Genomic DNA, 18762 nt, shown 5'->3' with positions numbered 1-18762 from the left:
GGGCACGACGACGTCCAATTCGGCTCCAACTCCCCTCCAAGTCGCGTGAGCAGGCTGGAACCCATCAGCACTGATGGAGGAGCGAATCATGAACACAGCCGGCACTTTCCGGGCCGCCGTCGTCCGCACACCCGCAGGACCCGACTCGATCGAGATCATCGACGTCCCCGTCGTCGAGCCCGGACCGGGTGAGGTTCGGGTGGCCGTCGCGGCCGCACCCGTCAACCCCACCGACCTCGGTGTCGTCAGCGGCTTCTTCCATGATCTCGGGATGATCGACCAACCCGAACACACCGGACTGGGCTGGGACTTCGCCGGCACCGTCCTGGCCACCGGACCCGGCGTCGACCTGGCCGTCGGGACCCGAGTCGCCGGTGTCGTGCTCGGCTTCGACCGCGACTTCGGCACCTACGCCGAACAACTCGTCGTGCCCGCCACCGACCTCGCGGTCGTACCCGACGGGCTCGACCTGGTCCCGGCAGCCACGGTGCCACTCAGCGGTCTGAGCGCCGCACAGATCGTCGACATGCTCGGCGACGCACCCGCCGACGGTGACCGGCTGCTGGTGATCGGCGCCGCCGGTGCCGTCGGGGCCGGTGTCGCCGCGCTCGCACCCGACCGGGGGTGGCGGGTCACCGGTCTGGCCAGAGCGGCCGACGAACAGTTCGTGCGTGGACTCGGCGCCGACTTCGTCACCGCGGTCGAACCCGGGTGGGACGCGGTCGTCGACGCCACCCCGCAGCAGACGTGGAGCCTGAAACCGGTCCGCGACGGTGGAATATTCGTCGGTGTCCGGCCCAATATCGTGCCAGCGGTGGAACGGGGGATCACCGTGAACGTGCTGATGGTGCGATCGGACGGACCACGTTTGGGGCAGCTGCTCGCCCTCGCCGCGGCAGGTCGATTGCCGACGCGGGTGCACGAGGTTCTGCCGCTGGACCGGGCCGCCGACGCCCACCGGGCCATGGCCGAAGGTGGGGCGCGCGGTCGTTACGTGCTCGAACCCTGAACCCGGCCGGGCGCGGACAGGCCGAGGGTGGTTTCGAGATGGTGTGCCCACCACTGTGCGTGCGCGTCGAAGGTCGCGGCGGCGTCGGTGAGCCCGGCGCTGCGCCGGAACGCGTTGCCGTAGCGGACATCCATCGCCACGGCCTGATGCAGAGCCGCTACCGCGTGGCGGGTGTCGTCGAGGGAACTGCCCGGTGGGCGGGCGCGGTGCAGGGCCTCGACGACGGGGTCGAGCATGCCGCTGCCCCGGTCACGCCAACCCGCGGCGTGCAGGGCGACGGCCAGATCGGCGTAGCCGCTGCGGTAGAAGTCGTGGAGTGCGGTGATGAGTGCGGGCAGGTCGGCGTTGTCGTCCAGCCAGGTCGCGACGATGTTGGCGAGGCCCGCCCGGAGCCGGCGGCCGCCGTGCCGCAGGAGTTCGGTGAGCAGGGTCTGCCGGTTGCGGAAGTGGTGGGTGACGCCGGCGTCGGTCATGCCGACGCGGGCGGCGACCGCACGCACCTGCACGGCCGCGGGTCCGCCCTCGGCCAGGAGTGTCGCTGCGGCGTCGAGGATCGCCTGACGCGCCTCCTCAGGGCGCCTTCGCACTCTCGGCATGCTCACCTCGTCACACTACCTTGACCAGCCAAGGTGGCAAGGCATACCGTTACCTGGACACGTCAAGGTTTGGGGCCTGCGATGATCCACACCGATATCGTCCTCGGCGACGCCACACTGCGCGCCACGATCAGCGGCCACGGACCCACGGTCCTGCTGCTCCATGCCGGGGGAGAGCGTCGCGGCGTGTGGTCGCCGATCGCGGCCCGGCTCGGGGCACGTGGCTACCGCACCGTTGCGGTCGACCTGCGCGGCCACGGCGACAGTTCCGGGCAGGTCACCACGCTTCGGCCGCTCGCCGACGACGTGGCCGCGCTGATCGGCCGTGAGCCCGGACCCGTGGTGGTCGCCGGAGCCTCCCTCGGCGGCTTCGCAGCCATGGCGGCGCTGGCCGAACCTGCCGTCCGGTCCAAGGTCGCCGGACTGGTCCTCGTGGACGTCGTTCCCGATCCCGACCCGGAGCCGACACGAACCTGGTTGCGCGACCAGGGCTTCGGTGCAAGCCTCGAGGACCTCACCGACGATATCCTCGGATCCGGGCCCGCATTGCTCACCACCATCAGCACAGTTGACCTGCCGATCCTGCTCGTGCGCGGCGGCCGCTCCTTCCTCGCAGACGACGACGTGCACCGTCTGCGCCGGGCGAACCGGCGCGTCACCACCGCCGTGATCGCCGAAGCGGGCCACCTGATTGCCCGTGACACACCGGAAGAACTCGCGGATCTCATCGCGGTGCACGCCGATACCTGTCTGGACGAGGACTCCGTGCGCGAGGCATTCGAGTTCCAGCGAGCACTCGGCGCCGAACGCATCGAGCACCCGGGCGGGAACCTGCTCGATCATCTGCGGCGCGTGCATGCCATCACCGCCGAGTGGAACGCCCCACGACGCACCCGGCTCGCCGCGATCTGTCACGCCACCTACGGCACGGACGGGTTCGCCACCGCACTCTTGCCGACCACACAGCGACACCGATCGGCCGAGGTGATCGGTTGTCCTGCCGAGGAATTGGTCTACCTCTACAGCGCCTGCGCGCGCACGCCGACCTACCGTGAACTCGGGAAACCGTCACTGCGGGTCACCGACCGCTTCACCGGCGGATCGCTCACGATCACCGGCACCGACCTGCATGCCTTCGCCGTCCTCACCATCGCCAACGAGCTCGACGTGGCACGGCACGCCCGCCTCGCACCGGGCATGCGGCAAGGAATCCGCGATCTCGTCATCGCCCTCGCCCACCACGCACCGCGAGAGGCGGCGAAAGCGCTCGCAGACGAGGCGCTGGCCGTGGCTGTGCGAGACTCCTGAGGGCTATTTCCGGCTCGTCGCTACTCGGCGCTGGTGTAGAAGCCGGCCACGCGGTCGGTGACCGTGCGGGCAGTCGCCGGATCGGTCCCGGCAGTGGCGTGCGCGTCGCCCCAGGTGCTGGCGGCGCGCCGGATGTACTCGGCGCCTTCCGGTGTGGACAGCAGCTTTTCCAGCTCCGCCGGGGTTGCCCTGCCGTCGCCGGACAGGAACAAACCCACTGCCAGGAACGAGGTTTCCCAGCCGACGCCGGTAGCGCCGGGGCCGTAGGTGCGCCAGTGTTCGTTGTCCGGCACGGTGTGGGTGAGCTCGAGGGTCGCCCCACCCTCGGTGCCGGTGATCGTCACCTCGACCACGCTCGTGTCGTCGCCGTACTCCCAAGTGATGCGCAGCAGTGTCGGCGCGACGCACTCTTCGATGATGCCGGTCGTTCCGCTGCCGTCGAGCCGGTAGCGGCCACCCTCTCGCAGCTCACCACCGACCGGCTCGAACCACCGTGACAGCCGCTGCGGGTCGGTGCACGCGTTCCACAGGTCCTCGGTGGTCGTGTCGTAGGTTCGTGCGAGTCTCACCTGTTTCGACGGCCCGAGGTCTGTCATGGTGCGGTTGATCTGATCGATGATGTCGAGCATTGCCGTCTCCTTCAGTGGCGTCGCTCGCGTTTGCCGCGGGCGATCTCGGTGTCGAGGGCGTCGAGCCGGGTCTGCCACAGGTGGCGGAACCGGTCGAGCCATTCGTCGGCCTGACGCATACCGGCGCTGTCGACCGCGTAGAGGCGCCGCGTACCTTCCGCGCGGACTGTCGCGAACCCGTTCTCCCGCAGTACCCGCAGGTGATGTGACACGGCGGGGTGGGAGATCGGGTATTCCTGTCGCACAGCGTCACTGATCGCGCCCGCACCGCATTCACCGGCGGCGAGCAGTTCCAGAATCCGGCGGCGAACCGGATCCCCGAGGATGTCCAAAGCGTGCACCCTATTATTTAAACACGGATTTAATTAAGTCAGCATCTAAACATGGGGGTGATGTCTACGCGGGGCGCGTCGAGACGGCCAACAGTGGTAGGAAAGGGGCGTGGTGGCATCTGGCGAAAGTTCTGGAGTCGATCGACGGTCTCGCGCGGAAGACGAGGTGGTGGGGCTGGTCAGTACGCTGATCCGGTTCGACACCTCCAATACCGGTGAGCTCGCGACCACCAAGGGCGAACGAGAGTGTGCCGAGTGGGTCGCGGCGCAACTGCAGGAGGTGGGGTACGAGACCGAGTACGTCGAATCGGGAGCGCCGGGGCGCGGCAATGTGTTCGCCCGCCTGCGCGGGGCGGACTCGAGCCGGGGTGCGCTGATGATCCACGGGCACCTCGACGTGGTTCCCGCCGAAGCGGCCGACTGGAGTGTGCACCCGTTCTCGGGGGCCGTGCAGGACGGATACGTGTGGGGGCGCGGCGCGATCGACATGAAGGACATGGTCGGGATGACCCTGGCGCTGGCGCGTCAGTTCAAGGCCGAGGGCACCGTGCCGCCGCGAGACCTGGTGTTCGCGTTCCTCGCCGACGAGGAGAACGGCGGCAAATGGGGCTCGCAGTGGCTGGTCGACAACCGGCCCGACCTGTTCGAAGGCGTCACCGAAGCCGTGGGTGAGGTCGGCGGGTTCTCGCTGACCGTCCCGCGCCCGGACGGTACCGAACGCAGGCTGTACCTGGTTGAGACCGCCGAGAAGGGCCTGGGCTGGATGCGGTTGCGGGCCAAGGCCCGTGCCGGCCACGGGTCGTTCCTGCACGAGGACAACGCGGTCACCATCCTGGCCGACGCGGTGGCCCGGCTCGGGAAACACACCTTCCCCGTGGTGCTCTCGGACTCGGTGGCCGAATTCCTGGCCGCCGTCACCGAGGAAACCGGCCTGCAGTTCGACCCGAACAGTCCCGACATCGAAGGTCAACTCGCCAAGCTCGGCACCATCTCCCGCATCATCGGTGCCACGCTGCGCGACACCGCCAACCCGACCATGCTCTCGGCCGGCTACAAGGCCAACGTGATCCCGCAGACCGCCGAGGCCGTGGTCGACTGCCGGGTGGTGCCGGGACGTCAGGCCGCGTTCGAACGCGAGGTCGACGAACTGATCGGCCCCGACGTGGAACGCGAGTGGATCACCAAACTCGACTCCTACGAAACCACCTTCGACGGGCACCTCGTCGATGCCATGAACGACGCGGTCCTGGCCAACGACCCCAACGGGCGAACCGTGCCCTACATGCTCTCCGGCGGCACCGACGCGAAAGCATTCGCCCGCTTGGGAATTCGCTGCTTCGGTTTCGCACCGCTGCAGCTGCCGCCGGACCTCGACTTCACCGCCCTGTTCCACGGCGTCGACGAACGGGTGCCGGTGCAGTCCCTGGAATTCGGCACCCGGGTGCTGGAACACTTCCTGCTGAACAGCTGAACCCGCGGGCCCAGCCGCCAACAACACAGAGAGGCCGCTATGACTTACAACCCGTACGACGCGCTGCCGAAGGTGCCGTCGTTCACCCTCACCTCCACCGACATCACCGACGGACAGCCGCTGGCCAACGATCAGGTCTCCGGGGTGTTCGGCGCGGGCGGCAAGGACATCTCCCCGCAGCTGAGCTGGTCCGGATTCCCCGAGGACACCCAGAGTTTCGCGGTCACCGTCTACGACCCCGACGCCCCGACCGCGTCGGGATTCTGGCACTGGGCGGTCGCCAACATCCCCGCCTCGGTGACCTCGCTCGACACCGGCGCGGGCAGTGAAGGCGGCACCCTGCCCGCCGGTGCGGTGTCGTTGCGCAACGACGGCGGATTCCCCGGGTTCGTCGGCGCGGGCCCGCCGAAAGGCCATGGGCCGCACCGGTATTTCGTGGTCGTGCACGCGGTCGACGTGCCCGAACTCGAAGTCGGCCCCGACGCCACCCCGGCCTACCTCGGGTTCAACCTGTTCTTCCACACCCTGGGTCGTGCCACCCTCGTCGGCACCTACGAACAGCGCTGAAAACACCGGTGGCCCCGCACGGATGCGGGGCCACCGGTTCTTTCGGACCTACTTCACGTTCACGACGCCCGCGGGCGGTTCGGCCGCGTAGAGCTCGGCGATGCGGTCGGCGTATTTGTTCGCGATGGGGGTGCGCTTGAGCGACATCTTCGGGGTCAGCTCGTCGCCACCGGGCTCCCACAGCGTCTCCACGATGTGGAACCGCTTCACCTGCTCCACCCGCGACAGCTTGCGGTTGCCCGCGAGCACCGCCTCCTTGACCTCCTCGATGATCTCGGGGCGCCGTGACAGTTCGGCCAGAGTGGCGTCGGTGGCACCGAATTCCTTGGCGCGCAGGGCGGCGACGTCGGGATCGAGCATGACGAGGGCGGTGATGTAGGGGCGGGCGTCGCCGATCGCGACGGCCTGACCGATCATCGACGAGGCCGCCTTCATGGCGTTCTCGATATTGGAGGGGGCGATGTTCTTGCCCGCCTCGCTGATGATGAGTTCCTTCTTGCGGTCGACGATGCGCAGGTAGCCGTCGGCGTCGAGCGTGCCGACGTCACCGGTGTGCAGCCAGCCCGCGTCGTCGATGGCTTCGGCGGTCTTGTCGGGCATATTGCGGTAACCGCGGGTGATGATCGGACCGCGGATGAGGACCTCGCCGTCGGCGTCCAACCGCAACTCGACCCCGTCCATGACACGACCGACCGAACCGGGACGCGGCTTGTCGATCTCGGTGAACGTCCCGACACCCGAGGTCTCCGACATACCCCACACCTCGCTCACCGAGAAGCCGAGGCCGAGGAAGTACTCGAGAGTTTCCGGCGGCACCGGGGCGGCACCGGACGCGGCGACCTTGAGTTCGGCGAAACCGAGCGCGTCCCGCAACTTCGACAGCACCAGCGCGTCGGCGATCTTGTGCTGCACACCGAGCAGCAGGGACGAGCCCTCGCCCGCCAGCTTGGCGCGCGCGTCGGCGACGCCGACACCGATCGCCCAGTTGGCCAGCGCCTTCTTCACCGGGCTCGGTTCCACGGCGAGCTTGTTCTCGATACCGGTCTTGATCTTCTGCCACACCCGTGGCACACCGAAGAACACCGTCGGGCGGGCGTCGGGCAGGGCGGCGGCGATCTCGCGCGGATCCGGGACGGTGGTGATCTGCACACCGGTGAGCAGGCTGATCGCGTGCGCGGAAATACGGTCGGCGACATGAGCGGCGGGCAGGTACGACACCGCGCGGTCGTCGAAACCGACCGGCAGCGGGCCGGAGACCAGGCCGACGACCTGGGCGATCACATTGCTGTGGGTGAGCTCCACACCCTTGGACGGGCCGGTGGTGCCCGAGGTGTAGATGAGGGTGGCCAGATCGCCGGGCTCCACGGCCTGCCAGGCGGCGTCGAAATCGAAGTCCGGCAGTGGGTCCGACTCGAGCTGGGCCAGCGACACGGTGTTCTCGGCGGTGCCGTCGACGAGGACCGTGTGCGCGATCTCGGCACCGGATTCCCGGATCACATCGAGGAATGCCTGCTCGGTGATGACCACCTGGTTGCCCGCGTTGGCGAACACGTGCGCGATCTGCTCCGGCGAGCTGGTGTTGTACACCGAGAACGGGGTGGCGCCCAGGTGCAGGGCGGCGGTGTCGATCAGGTTGAACTCGGGTCGGTTGGTGAGCATGATCCCGACCGAATCACCGTGCCCGACACCGAGTTTCGCCAGACCGGCGGCCAGTGCGCGCACCCGGGTGGCGTATTCGGACCAGGTGATCTCCTGGGTGCCGCCGACGGTGCGCAGCGCGATCTGGCCGGGCCGCAAGGCGGCGGTCTGCTGGAAGGCGGCGGGTACGGTGTGCACCGTGACCCCGGAAGCGTGCGCGAAACCGATCTCTGTCATATCCCTGTTCCCATAGGCCGAGCTGAAGTGCCGAACCAATGAGACGACTTTCCTCACATCATCTCGAGGCGAAGACGTCAAATGTGGCACGGCTCACATATCTTAGCCGGATATCGGGAATCCCGGGGCGTTTACCTGCGGCGACCGGGCCACCACCACGTCCGGCGGCGGGTGCCGGGGACCTGGTCGTCGACGGGGATGGTGTGGTGGCGGTGCACGCGTTTGGCCTGCAGATACTGTCTGCCGCGGGTCGTGCCCAGGGTGATCGTCAGGGGCACCTGGTTCACGTCGATGCCCGCATCGCTCAGTGCCCGGCACTTGTCGGGGTTGTTGGTCAGTAGGCGTACCCGGCGCAAGCCCAGCTCGGAGAGTGCGTTCGCGGCGGGTGCGAAACGGCGGGTATCGGCGGGAAGGCCGAGGCGCTCATAAGCCTGAAACGTATCGGCGCCCGACAGTTCGCTCTCCCGGTACCCCCTGGCCTTCCAGATCAGGCCGGCGCCGCGGCCCTCCTGCTCCAGGTAGACCAGCACACCACAGCCCTCGGCTTGGATGCGGTCCATCGCGGTGCGCAGTTCGGCGCCGCAGTCGCAGTCGTCGGAGCCCAGGCTTTCGCCGTAGAGGCAGCGTGAATGCAGCCGTACCAGGCAACCGTCGCCGGGGTTACCGAAAACCAGCAGATGCCCGCCGTCGTCGGGGTCGGCGATCTCGATGACCCGAACCGGCAGCTGCCCGCCCGCACGGCCCAAACGGTGGGCGGTGTCGGACCCGGCACGGGTGCTCGCGGTACTGCCGAACGACAGTATGGTCAACGATCCTCCGAGGTGGGACGGGGTGCGGTGCGACGCCGCGACTTTACCCCCGGATCAGGCGCGCGGCGCGTACAGGCGCACGATGCGATCGATGTCGTCGACACCGGGCATGGTCACCGCGATCGCACCCAGCTTCTGGGTGGGAATCATCGCGGCGGTGGCCCACGCGAAATCGGCGGCGGTGAGCGCGGTTCGGCTGTTCACCAACCGATGCGCCAACGCCCCGGTGAACGCCGCGGCCGCACCGACGGAGGCCTTGAGCACCTGCGGGAAGTGGTCGACCACGGTGTTCACCGTGTCGGAGGCGACCACGCAGCGGAAGTTCTCCACCGTGCACACGGTGCCGACACCGAGCCCGCGCAGTAACCGGGCGATATCGTCGCCGGCCTCGGCGGGCACGTCGGGCAGCAGCGCCGCGAGTTCGGCGGCCGTGCCGACGAGGTAGTCGACGGCGCCGAAATGCTGATACAGCCCCTGGGGAACCTGCATCGACGGAGTGGGACACACGATCACGGGCGGTTTGGGTTGCAGCTGCGACACCGTGGCCAGTACCTGTTCGATCACCGCCGGTGGCTGCTCGAAACTCAGGATCACCACATCCGAGGACTCGAGCGCGGCACGCAGCTCGGGGCGGTGCAGGTCCTCGTCCTGCAACTGCACGCGGGTGTCGCGGCAGCCGATCATCCGCGATTCGCCGTTGGGAGCCAGCACGACGGCGGTCACCAGCGACGGCGCGAACAGGACAACCTTCACCAGATCCAGGTGCACGCGCTCGGTTTCGAGGAATTCGCGGATGCGGCGGCCGTACTCGTCGTCGCCGACCGCGCACACCAGGTGCACGTCGATGCCGAGCCGGGCCGCCGCCACTGCCCGGTTGAGGCCTTTGCCGCCGGGATGACCGGTGAAGCTGCCGCTGGCCGAGCTGGTGGCGGTGGGGAAGTCGTCGACCCGGTACAGGTGGTCGATCACCGCGTCACCGAATACCGTCACCACCCCGCGCTGGGCGGGCGGCGGCGCGGTCGGCGCGGGCGCGGCGGGCTGCGCCATCGGATAGCCCGAGTCGGCGGCGAGCAGCCCGGCCAGCGCGGTGAACGCGGCATGCTCGGCGACGGTGCGCAGGCGTTTGACGGTGGGGGCCTCGGGGATCGGGTCGACATCGAGCAGGGTGTGCAACGCGACCCACTGTTCGGTCAAGGCCTCTCGACGTTCACCGAGGTTGTCCGCATACAGGCGTTCGACATCGACACCGACGCCCGGCCGGTCCCGCCACAACCCCAGACACAGGGCGGCATCGACGATCAGCCGATCGGTAGGGGCGAGCCACTGGGCGACCTCACGCACCACCGGCAGGATCGCGGCTTCGACACTCTCTCCGGTGCGCCTGGCGTGCCTGCGCACCGACAGCAGCTCGAGCAGTGGCGCGGCGTCGATTTCGGTGTGGCGCAAGCGTTCCGCGCTCAGACCGGAGTACTTGCCGAGGCGCGTGAGGATGCTGCGGATCGCGGCGACACGGGCGTCCTGGGGAACCATCGACATGTCTGCCTCCCGTCACCTGACGACCCGCGACCGCGCGGTCGCTGGACTGCGATCGCCACAATGCCGGGTTTGCCACGCCCGGTTTGCGGCAATTACCTCTCTACAATGGCAATTGACCCGGACAAAAGGCAAATGCCACACTGGGTTACGGGGGAGCGCCCGCCCCACCGGACACCCGGACAGGTGAAGCGCCCGCCGGGGAAGGCAGGTCCGCGATGATTTTCCGCACCGACGACACCATGCGCAGCGACCGCACACCGGAATACGCCGAACGCGTCGGCCCCGATTCCTGGACCCTGAGCTGGTTGCCCGGCTATCTGCTCACCACGGAACAGGCTCGCGCGGGCATGGAATTGGACGAACTCGTCAGCGATCTCGGCATGGCCTACGACCGCATCGCCCACGCCGAGATCAGCGCCCGCGCCGACATCCTCGGCATGATGTGGCAGCAGGCGCTGATCAAACTGGCCAAACGGCTCGACGCCCGCGCCGGACGCGAACCCGCGGGCGAATCGTTCCACGATCCGCCCGCCCGCCGAGTCGGCTGGGGTCCGCCGAAGCTGCCGCACGGCGAGCGTGCGCGGGACGTGTACTACGGGTGAGGCTCAGGCCTTGGCGGTGCGGTGTTCGGCGCCGACGGCTTGGGTCAGGGAGGTGAAACCGCCCGCGCGCAGGTTGGCGGCGATGCCGCGATGGATGCGGGTGGTCCAGAAGGGACCGCCGTAGATGAAACCGGTGTAGCCCTGCAACAGGGTGGCGCCGGCGAGGATGCGCTCCCAGGCTTGTTCGGGGGTTTCGATACCGCCCACCGAGATCAGTACCAGCTTGTCGCCCACGCGGGCGTAGAGGCGGCGCAGAACCTGCAGGGAACGCTCGGCAACCGGGGCGCCCGACAGCCCGCCCGCACCCATCGCCTCGACCTCGGCGGCGGGAGTCTTCAGACCGTCGCGGCGGATGGTGGTGTTGGTGGCGACGATGCCGGCCAGACCGAGCTCGACGGCGAGGTCGGCGACCGCGTCGATGTCGTCGTCGGACAGGTCTGGGGCGATCTTCACCAGCACCGGCACCGACACCACGTCGAGCACGGCCGCCAGGATCGGACGCAACGATTCGACCGCCTGCAGATCGCGCAGGCCGGGGGTGTTGGGGGAGGACACGTTGACCACGACGAAGTCGGCCAGCGGACCGAGCAGGCGCGCACTGGTGGCGTAATCGGCCGCGGCCGCATCGGGTTCGACGACCTTGGTCTTTCCGATGTTCGCGCCGATCGGCACCGTGGGGTGCGCGCCGTGCAGGCGGGCGGCCGCGGCGGCCGCACCGTGATTGTTGAAACCCATGCGGTTGATGAGGCCGCGATCGGCCGACACCCGGAACAGGCGCGGCGCCGGATTACCGGGCTGGGCCTGGGCGGTGACCGTGCCGATCTCGGCGAACCCGAAACCGAGCGAGCCCCAGGTGTTCGCGCCGTCGGCGTTCTTGTCGAAACCGGCGGCCAGCCCGAGCGGCGCGGGGAAATCGACACCGAACGCGGTCGTCGCCAGGATCGGGTCCTCGACGACGGTGAGCTTGCGCGCCAGCCACCGCGTGGGCGGGAACCATGTCGCGAACCGCAGGGCCGCGAACACCAGGTGGTGCACCCGCTCCGGCGGGATCAGGAACATCAGACGTAATAGCAGGGCGTACATGGGTCGGCTCACAATCCGGGTTCGGGCACAGGGAGGACGGCGGTCTTGCGGCGGCGCAACAACACCCGGCGGCTGCCGTCGGTGTAGGCGCGCACCCGCGACAGTTCCCAGCCACCGAATTCGGCCTGAATGGCCAACCGCATGGAGGCGGAGACCCGGGTGACCTCCGGTGGCAGGCGAAGCGGCACGTATTCGTAATCGTCGTTGCTGGTCTCCCAGCTCGGCGGAGTCGCCATCACAGCCCTCTCTTCCGCTGTCCGGCCCCGATCCGCTGCAGGCCATCGCCCGCGGCCGAGGCGACGAACAGGTCGCCGGTGCGTTCGTCGACGGCGATCGCGTCGGGCTGACGCACGGTGGTCAAGCGGTCGACCTCGACACCGATGCCGGTCGACAGGTCGTACCCGACGACCTCGTTGCTCTGCGTGCACGACACCCAGACCGTGTCCGAGCGCGGATCGTAGGCCAGGGCGTAAGGCGCCGATGCTACCGGGAAACGCTGACGCAGCACGAGCGGACCGGCCGAGTAGACGAGCAGTTCGCCGCCGTCGGTGTCGGCGACGACGATGCGGCCGTGCGAGTCGGCCAGGGCGTTGGTCGCGCCGTCGCCCGCGCGCAGCATCAGGCCGAGCGCGTCGGTGCCGACACCGACGACGGCGGTCTGTTTGCGGTCCAGGACGGTGATGTCGTCGCCGGTGACCGCGAGTGCGTCGGCCGAGACGAGGCCGGTGACGGTGCGGGTGACCGCACCGGTGGGGTCGAGGACGCGGACGGTGCCGTCGGCGGTGCCCACGACCAGGCTCGCGTCGGGACGGATCTGCACACTGCGCACGTCACCCTCGACGGGCAGTTCGGTGATCGCGCCCGAATCGGCACGCACCCGCAGCACCCGGCCGTCGGCGGCGACGAGCACCTCACCTGCCGTCCCCTGCGCCAGGGCGGTGCCCGCGACGGGCAGGGCCACCCGCTGGGTGCCCGCCGAGTCGATCAGGGCGAGCGTCGTGCCCGCGGTGTCGAGCGCGGCGAGCCGACCGGTCGCCCGTTCGGCCAGTAGCGCTTTCGTTGCCGACAGCGGCGTGACACTCCCGGCCGGGACACCTGCCGCGGGGGGCGAGACCGCGGCGGTCGCCGGTTCCCGGGTCGGCACAGAGGGACCGCTGTCCTCACCCGCGCAACCGGTGGCCACCACAAGTGCCGCCAGCAACGTCGAGGCGACCGAGCCACGAAGGCGCATGCACCGAACTCCTTCAATTCCGCACGAGATGACCGCAGATCACCATCTGACCATGATGACTCACCAGTAGCTCCGACCGGGTGGCCCGCGCCGAGACGGCGGTGACGCGCGTTACTGTTGACGTGTCGACAACTGATCGCCCCGCACAGCGGCAGGAGAACACACGATGACCGAGCCCACCGCCTCGGGTTTCGGTATCGATGACCTGTCGCTCGGCCCGTTCGCCCACGGTTTCGGCACCACCGACGACGGGCGGCCCTTCGCCTTCCGCACCCGGCGCGCCACCCTGACCGTCCAGATATACCGCCCCGACCTGGGCGAAACCGTGCCCGGCTCCGCCGATGTGGTGGCCCAGGCCAGTGCGCAGGTCACCGATATCGACCTCGACGACGAGCGAAGCGTCGTCGCGTTCGTTCGCGACCTGATCGAGCACGCACAACCCGTGCAGCGGCCCGAAACCAGTGTTCGCGGCATCCTCGGCCGGATCGGTGCCGTCATTGATGGTATGTAGATGGTGATGTCTTCCACACTTTTCGCCAGGGCCGCTGCGGCCACCGCCTGCCTCACGGCCCTCGCCGTCCTCACCGCCTGCGGTGGGACCGACGAGGCCTCGGTCGACGCCGCACGGTCCTCGGCCAACGCCTCCCTGTCCTCCTCGGTCGCGATCTCGTCGAGCAAGGCCAACGTGCCGCTGCCGACCGCCGCCGAACTCGACGCGCAGATCAAACGCGCGCTCGACCCCAACCTGCCCGACGACGAACGCACCGCTCTCATCGAGGACGGCGCCGCGTTCAAGGACGCGATCCCCGACATGTACAAGGCGCTGCGCGACAACCCGCACGCCGTGTACGGGGTCGTGGACCCGGTGTTCGACAACCGCGACGGCACGCTCACCGCGACCATGCGCCTGGACAAGGACGGTTCGGGCACCAATGTCCGCACCACCATCGTGCATTTCGTGCTGATCGACGGGAAGTGGAAGATCTCGCGCACCGATCTGTGCGGCATCCTGCGCTCGGCCGACTACCGCACCGCCGCCTGCGGCTGAGATGCGGGAATCGCGGTCGATGCGGTGGGGGCGTTTCGTCCACCGGCATCGTTTTCTCGTGCTCGGGTTGTTCGTCCTCGCGGTGGCGATCTCCGGGTGGTACGGCCGTGACCTGGCCGGTCGCTACACCCAGGAGGGCTGGTTCGACGAGGACAGTCAATCGGTCGCCGCGTCGAAACTCGCCGACGACACCTTCGGGCGCGACACCGACGGCGATCTCATCGTCATCTACACCGCCCCGGCCGGCGCCACCGTCGACGATCCGGCGGTGCGCGGCCCGGTCCTGGCCGCCCTCGACGGTTTACGTGCCGAGCACGGCGAGCGCATCCACAAGATCGACAGCTACTGGGACAGCCCGTTCTCGGCGAACGCCTCCGACCCCACCAAACAGCACGCCTTCGCCAGCATCGGGCTGGCCGGTGGCGGCGGCACGGCCACGGTCAACAACTACCTGGCACTCAAACCACACCTGAACGCCGGTGTGCCCGGCGGCGGACCCGGCGGGACGACGGTGCAACTGGCCGGGTTGCAGCCGGTGGTCGAGGGCATCAACATCGGGATGCAGCACGACATCCGGCGCGCGGAGATCATCGCGTTGCCGATCGTGGCGATCCTGCTGTACTTCGTGTTCGGCGGAGTGATCGGTGCGTTGCTTCCGGTGCTCATCGGTGGGCTCACCATCCTCGGCACCTCGGGGATCCTGCGGGTGCTCACCGACCACATCGAGGTCAACGTGTTCGCCAGCGCCGTGATGACGCTGGTCAGCCTCGGTCTGGCGATCGACTACGGGCTGTTCACGGTGACCAGGTTCCGCGAGGAGCTCGCCGCCGGGCGCAGCGTGGAAGAAGCGACCGCGCGCACCGTGGCGACCGCCGGGCGCACGGTGCAGTTCTCGGCGGGCATCATCGCGCTCAGCCTCGGCGCCCTGTTCATTTTCCCGAACGGGGTGCTGCGTTCGGTGCCCTACGGTGGCATCTCGGCGGTGATGCTGGCGGCGGTGCTGTCGGTGACCGCACTGCCCGCCGCCTTGAGTATCGCGGGGCGGCGCATCGACTGGCTCGGGTGGAAACGGTTCTCCCGCACCAAGACCGAGGCCCAGATCGATGCCGGGTTCTTCTCCCGGCTGGCGACCTGGGCGATGCGCAGGCCGTGGGCGGTGGTGATCCCCATCGTGCTCGGACTGCTGGCGCTGAGTATTCCGTTGCGCCACATCGAGTTCGGTGGGATCAGCGAGAAGTATCTGGCCGCCGACAATCCGGCGCGAGTGGCGCAGGAGGATTTCGACCGGCTGTTCCCCGGTTTCCGCACCGAACCGTTGAAGCTCGTCGTGGTCGGTGCCTCACCGCAGCAGCTCGGTGACATCCGGTTCGAGGCCAATCAGATTCCCGGATTGACCGGTCGGTTCGAACCGGCCGCGCCGACGAAGAACGACGTGAACGTGCTCTCGGCCGGGCTCGGTGACAAACGCGACGCCGACCGGGTGATCGACTCCTTGCGCGCCCTGCCCGCACCACCCGGTGTCGAGATCATGGTCGCGGGCATTCCGGCGCTGGAACGCGACAGCATCAACGGGTTGATCGACGGGCTGCCCCTGCTGTTGGCGATCCTCGTCGCCGCCGCCCTGGCCTTGATGATCGTGGCGTTCCGGTCGGTGATCCTCGCGGTGAAGGCCGTGGCGATGAGCGCGCTCAGCCTGGTGTCCACATTGGGTGTGCTGACCTGGATCTTCGTGGAAGGGCACGGGGCGGGGGTCTTCCAGTTCACGCCGGGACCGTTGATGTTCGCGGTGGTCGCGTTGATCGTGACGGTCATCTTCGGGTTGTCCACCGACTACGAGGTGTTCCTGCTGTCGCGCATCGCGGAGAAGCGTGCCTCCGGTGCCGACGCCACCGAGTCGATCCGCTACGGCGTCGCCCACACCGGTGGGGTCATCACCTCCGCCGCCGCCATCCTCATCGTCGTGACCGGCGCTTTCGGCTTCTCCGATCTGGTGCTGATGAAGTACATCGCCTACGGCATGATCGTGGCGCTGATCATCGACGCCACGATCATCCGCATGGTGCTCACCCCCGCGCTGCTCAAGATCATCTGGCGGTGAGGCGGCCGGGGTTCAGGCCGTTTTGACGACGCCGCCGTCGATCACGATCTCACCGCCCACGATGTTGGCGGCCTTGGCCGAGGCGAGAAAGGCGATCAGGGCGGCGACCTCCTGCGGTTCGGTGATCCGGCCGGTGGTGATGCCGAACCGGCCGGGCAACGACGCCAGCAGATCGGCATGCGAAACGCCCTGGGCCGCGGCGATCGTCGCGGCGAAGTGGTCGTCGGCGAGCCATACCCGGGTGCCGACCGGGCCCGGGGACACCGTGTTGACGCGTACGCCGCGGGGACCGAATTCTTCGCTGAGCCGCTTGCCGAACGAGGTGAGGGCGGCCTTGGACTCACCGTAGCCGGCGGGTCCGCTCGCGGGCAGGCGCGCGCTGATCGAGGAGACATTCACGATCGCCCCGCGCCGCTCGAGGAGGCTGGGCAGGGCCGCACGGGTAGCCCGGACCGCGCTGAACAGGTTGAGGTCGAGGTAGCGCTGCCAGTGCTCGTCGGTGCTGTCGAGGAACCCGCCGAGCGCGAGCCTGTCGACGTCGCTGCCACCCACATTGTTGACCAGGATGTCGATGCCGCCGAGATGGTCGAGCGCGGCATCGACGACCGTGCGCACACCTTCGCTGGTGCTCAGGTCGGCGGAAACCGTTGCGGCGGCGACTTTCTCGAGTTCGGGAGTGATGGTGCGGGCGGCGCCGACGACGCGGACGCCCTCGGCGGCGAGCAGTTCGGCGACAGCCAGGCCGATGCCGCGCGAGGCACCAGTGACAACGGCGGTTTTGCCGGTGAGGTCGAGGTCCATGGGTAAGGCCTTTCTTGAACTACAGGTCAAAAATTAGGGCATGCGAAAAGAGGTGGAGAGGGAACGGGTAGATCAGAGGATGGTCAGGGCTGCGTCGATGACGCGATAGAGTGCGGCCGCGTCGTTGGTCTTGGACATGATGCGTAGGCCGGTGTTGGTGGTGAACAGCAGGGCCGCAACGGTTTTCGCATCGACGGACGGATCGACATCACCGTCGCGGCGACCCTGTTCGATGCGGGCGGCCAGGACGGCGACGATGCGCTCCTCGACGGCGCGCAGAGCCGTGGTGACCGCGGTGTCGCGGTCACCGAATTCGGCGGCGCTGTTCACCGCGAGACAACCGCGCCGGGTCGGTGTCGAGAAATCCAGGTCGACCCCCGCGCGCAGGTACTCGCGCAGGCAGTCGCGCGTACTGCCCGGCCCGGCCATACACTCCTCGGCCAGGGCCACGCCGAGCCGTCCGTACCGTTCGAGGGCCTGATCGAACAGGGCGCGTTTACTGCCGAAAGCGTTGTACAGGCTGCCTTTACCGATGCCGGTGGCGTCGGCGAGCTGGGCAGGGGAGGTGTTGAGGTAGCCGTAGGTCCAGAACTGGTCGAGCGCGCGGTCCACGACCGTCTCGGTGTCGAAGTTGCGGGGCCTGGCCACGATTCGACAATAAGCGTTCTGTACTTACAGGTCAATAATCTGACAGCGGTGGCCTGCCCGTGAAAGAGCCTGTGGTGCACGCTGTTCCCTGTCACACTGAGGTATGGGCCGCGCGGTACACGTGAGCACACTCGGGGAAATGATCCACGCCCGGCGTGACGACGTCCTCGGCAGCAGGATCAGGGCAAACGCTCAACTGCAGTGCGTGGCCGAGCCCGATTTCGGATTTCGACCGCCCCTCCTCGCGAAGGCCACCGACAGCGATCACCACCGTTGGCTTTCGGCGACCGAGGAACTGGTGGCCACGATCCAGGCACTGCAGGGCAGGGCCGAGCAGATCAGCGCGCACCTGCGCCCGCCGCTGCGTCGCTCCGCGTTGTCGCGACAGTGGTGGCACATCCGATACGCGCGGCGAAACCGCACGCTGCGGGACAACTACGAAGCGGAGGCCGACGAACTGTGCGCGCAGTTCGATCGCGCACTGGCGGTGTACAAGGAAAGAGCAGGCGACCTGCCGGGGTTCCTGGTCGAGTACAACACCCAGCAAAGGCAACGCGCGGAGCAGGAGTGGAAACGACAGAAGGAGGAGGCTGATCGCGAGGAAGCGCGAGCCCGTACGCGGCGCGCCACGGCATTGGAAGCCGCCGCCGGACCGCAATGGGCCTATTACCTCAACGACTACCGAGGCTCGCGCAGTTTCTGGATCTACCTGTCCAGCTTGGACGATCCCCGAGGGGACAACAGTGGGCTGACGGTGACCGAGGTCCATGCGGCGCTGGTCGCCGAGCGAGCGCAACACCCGCACACCTGGGTGATGTGGGGCACCGAGACCAAGCGGGCACTGGAGGAGAAGTATCAAAGCGAGAGCGCCGGCTGGGAGGCGTTGACCGGGGAGTCGATCGACCCGCATCCGGTCGATCCGAACGGGCGTGGTCGGTCGTCGGGATACCGCGGTCCCTCCACCACCTACGGCGGTGAGACGGGCGGCGGTTACTCCGGTGACACGGGCGGCAGTTACTCCGGTTGTGGCGGCGGGTTTCGCTGAATCCCGCCCCTTAGGGCGTGCGGCTGCCCAGTAAGGTGGTCCGTCGACCGGGGGGGTTCGAGCAGGCCCCATCT

General features: G+C 68.4%; 20 protein-coding genes. 9 read left to right on the top strand and 11 right to left on the bottom strand.

Features of this window, described 5'->3' with window-relative positions:
• The first annotated feature begins 88 nt into the window (after window positions 1-88).
• On the top strand, window positions 89-1009 hold the full coding sequence (locus tag LDL21_RS11315; protein WP_225279951.1) for a zinc-binding dehydrogenase: 921 nt from the start codon (window positions 89-91) through the stop codon (window positions 1007-1009).
• Here the strand turns inward: LDL21_RS11315 and LDL21_RS11310 are convergent.
• Window positions 991-1596, bottom strand: coding sequence for a TetR/AcrR family transcriptional regulator (locus LDL21_RS11310; protein WP_225279950.1), 606 nt, complete (start codon window positions 1594-1596; stop codon window positions 991-993). The two genes, LDL21_RS11315 and LDL21_RS11310, sit on opposite strands and share 19 nt — an antisense overlap.
• A gap of 90 nt (window positions 1597-1686) precedes the next feature.
• On the opposite strand from LDL21_RS11310, the gene LDL21_RS11305 reads away from it, so the two are divergent.
• Window positions 1687-2913: an alpha/beta fold hydrolase gene (locus tag LDL21_RS11305; protein ID WP_225279949.1), complete on the top strand. Its 1227-nt coding sequence runs from the start codon at window positions 1687-1689 to the stop codon at window positions 2911-2913.
• A gap of 20 nt (window positions 2914-2933) precedes the next feature.
• Here LDL21_RS11305 and LDL21_RS11300 read toward each other — a convergent pair whose 3' ends face one another.
• Together LDL21_RS11300 and LDL21_RS11295 are read right to left on the bottom strand one after the other, a co-directional pair.
• On the bottom strand, window positions 2934-3542 hold the full coding sequence (locus LDL21_RS11300; protein ID WP_225279948.1) for an SRPBCC family protein: 609 nt from the start codon (window positions 3540-3542) through the stop codon (window positions 2934-2936).
• Between the two features lie 11 nt (window positions 3543-3553).
• On the bottom strand, window positions 3554-3883 hold the full coding sequence (locus LDL21_RS11295) for an ArsR/SmtB family transcription factor (protein WP_225279947.1): 330 nt from the start codon (window positions 3881-3883) through the stop codon (window positions 3554-3556).
• Between the two features lie 100 nt (window positions 3884-3983).
• Here LDL21_RS11295 and LDL21_RS11290 point away from each other — a divergent pair, with 100 nt between their 5' ends.
• Together LDL21_RS11290 and LDL21_RS11285 are read left to right on the top strand one after the other, a co-directional pair.
• Window positions 3984-5345, top strand: a complete 1362-nt coding sequence (locus tag LDL21_RS11290) for a M20/M25/M40 family metallo-hydrolase (protein WP_225279946.1) — start codon at window positions 3984-3986, stop codon at window positions 5343-5345.
• Between the two features lie 39 nt (window positions 5346-5384).
• Entirely contained in the window at window positions 5385-5912 is a 528-nt protein-coding gene (locus LDL21_RS11285) for a YbhB/YbcL family Raf kinase inhibitor-like protein (protein WP_225279945.1), read from the top strand.
• A gap of 48 nt (window positions 5913-5960) precedes the next feature.
• Here LDL21_RS11285 and LDL21_RS11280 read toward each other — a convergent pair whose 3' ends face one another.
• From LDL21_RS11280 to LDL21_RS11270, 3 genes are all read right to left on the bottom strand, one after another.
• On the bottom strand, window positions 5961-7787 hold the full coding sequence (locus LDL21_RS11280; RefSeq protein ID WP_225279944.1) for an AMP-dependent synthetase/ligase: 1827 nt from the start codon (window positions 7785-7787) through the stop codon (window positions 5961-5963).
• Between the two features lie 131 nt (window positions 7788-7918).
• Window positions 7919-8596 carry a GTP cyclohydrolase II gene (locus LDL21_RS11275; protein WP_225279943.1) on the bottom strand — a complete coding sequence of 226 codons (678 nt, stop codon included), beginning with the start codon at window positions 8594-8596 and terminating at the stop codon, window positions 7919-7921.
• A 54-nt stretch (window positions 8597-8650) separates the two neighbouring features.
• Complete coding sequence (locus LDL21_RS11270; protein WP_225279942.1) at window positions 8651-10132, bottom strand: PfkB family carbohydrate kinase; 1482 nt, start codon at window positions 10130-10132, stop codon at window positions 8651-8653.
• Window positions 10133-10347: 215 nt separating this feature from the next.
• Here LDL21_RS11270 and LDL21_RS11265 point away from each other — a divergent pair, with 215 nt between their 5' ends.
• Complete coding sequence (locus LDL21_RS11265; RefSeq protein ID WP_181695980.1) at window positions 10348-10734, top strand: hypothetical protein; 387 nt, start codon at window positions 10348-10350, stop codon at window positions 10732-10734.
• 3 nt (window positions 10735-10737) lie between these two features.
• Here the strand turns inward: LDL21_RS11265 and LDL21_RS11260 are convergent, their stop codons facing one another.
• The 3 genes from LDL21_RS11260 to LDL21_RS11250 are packed head-to-tail and all read right to left on the bottom strand — an operon-like array spanning window position 10738 to window position 13048.
• Window positions 10738-11817: a quinone-dependent dihydroorotate dehydrogenase gene (locus tag LDL21_RS11260; RefSeq protein WP_225279941.1), complete on the bottom strand. Its 1080-nt coding sequence runs from the start codon at window positions 11815-11817 to the stop codon at window positions 10738-10740.
• 8 nt (window positions 11818-11825) lie between these two features.
• On the bottom strand, window positions 11826-12053 hold the full coding sequence (locus LDL21_RS11255; RefSeq protein ID WP_067638350.1) for a DUF5703 family protein: 228 nt from the start codon (window positions 12051-12053) through the stop codon (window positions 11826-11828).
• Window positions 12053-13048, bottom strand: coding sequence for a YncE family protein (locus LDL21_RS11250; protein WP_225279940.1), 996 nt, complete (start codon window positions 13046-13048; stop codon window positions 12053-12055). The genes LDL21_RS11255 and LDL21_RS11250 overlap by 1 nt, the downstream gene beginning before the upstream one ends.
• 166 nt (window positions 13049-13214) lie before the next feature.
• On the opposite strand from LDL21_RS11250, the gene LDL21_RS11245 reads away from it, so the two are divergent.
• From LDL21_RS11245 to LDL21_RS11235, 3 genes are read left to right on the top strand one after another with little or no spacing between them, the layout of a single operon-like run.
• Entirely contained in the window at window positions 13215-13559 is a 345-nt protein-coding gene (locus LDL21_RS11245; RefSeq protein ID WP_181695978.1) for a hypothetical protein, read from the top strand.
• A 6-nt stretch (window positions 13560-13565) separates the two neighbouring features.
• Window positions 13566-14096 (top strand): WKL family lipoprotein, encoded by a 531-nt coding sequence (locus tag LDL21_RS11240; protein WP_225279939.1) that lies wholly within the window; start codon window positions 13566-13568, stop codon window positions 14094-14096.
• A 58-nt stretch (window positions 14097-14154) separates the two neighbouring features.
• Window positions 14155-16194 (top strand): MMPL family transporter, encoded by a 2040-nt coding sequence (locus LDL21_RS11235; protein ID WP_225279938.1) that lies wholly within the window; start codon window positions 14155-14157, stop codon window positions 16192-16194.
• Between the two features lie 12 nt (window positions 16195-16206).
• On the opposite strand, the gene LDL21_RS11230 is transcribed toward LDL21_RS11235, so the two are convergent.
• Both LDL21_RS11230 and LDL21_RS11225 read right to left on the bottom strand, forming a co-directional pair.
• Window positions 16207-16995 (bottom strand): oxidoreductase, encoded by a 789-nt coding sequence (locus tag LDL21_RS11230; RefSeq protein ID WP_225279937.1) that lies wholly within the window; start codon window positions 16993-16995, stop codon window positions 16207-16209.
• Window positions 16996-17067: 72 nt separating this feature from the next.
• On the bottom strand, window positions 17068-17643 hold the full coding sequence (locus tag LDL21_RS11225) for a TetR/AcrR family transcriptional regulator (protein ID WP_225279936.1): 576 nt from the start codon (window positions 17641-17643) through the stop codon (window positions 17068-17070).
• A gap of 139 nt (window positions 17644-17782) precedes the next feature.
• On the opposite strand from LDL21_RS11225, the gene LDL21_RS11220 reads away from it, so the two are divergent.
• A complete protein-coding gene (locus tag LDL21_RS11220; protein WP_225279935.1) occupies window positions 17783-18688 on the top strand; it encodes a hypothetical protein in 906 nt (301 codons plus the stop codon).
• Window positions 18689-18762: the final 74 nt, after the last annotated feature.

This window comes from Nocardia rosealba, assembly GCF_020216065.1.
Taxonomy (GTDB): domain Bacteria; phylum Actinomycetota; class Actinomycetes; order Mycobacteriales; family Mycobacteriaceae; genus Nocardia; species Nocardia rosealba.
Note: the sequence above shows the minus strand (reverse complement) of the source record. Positions and strands in the feature narration are given on the sequence as shown.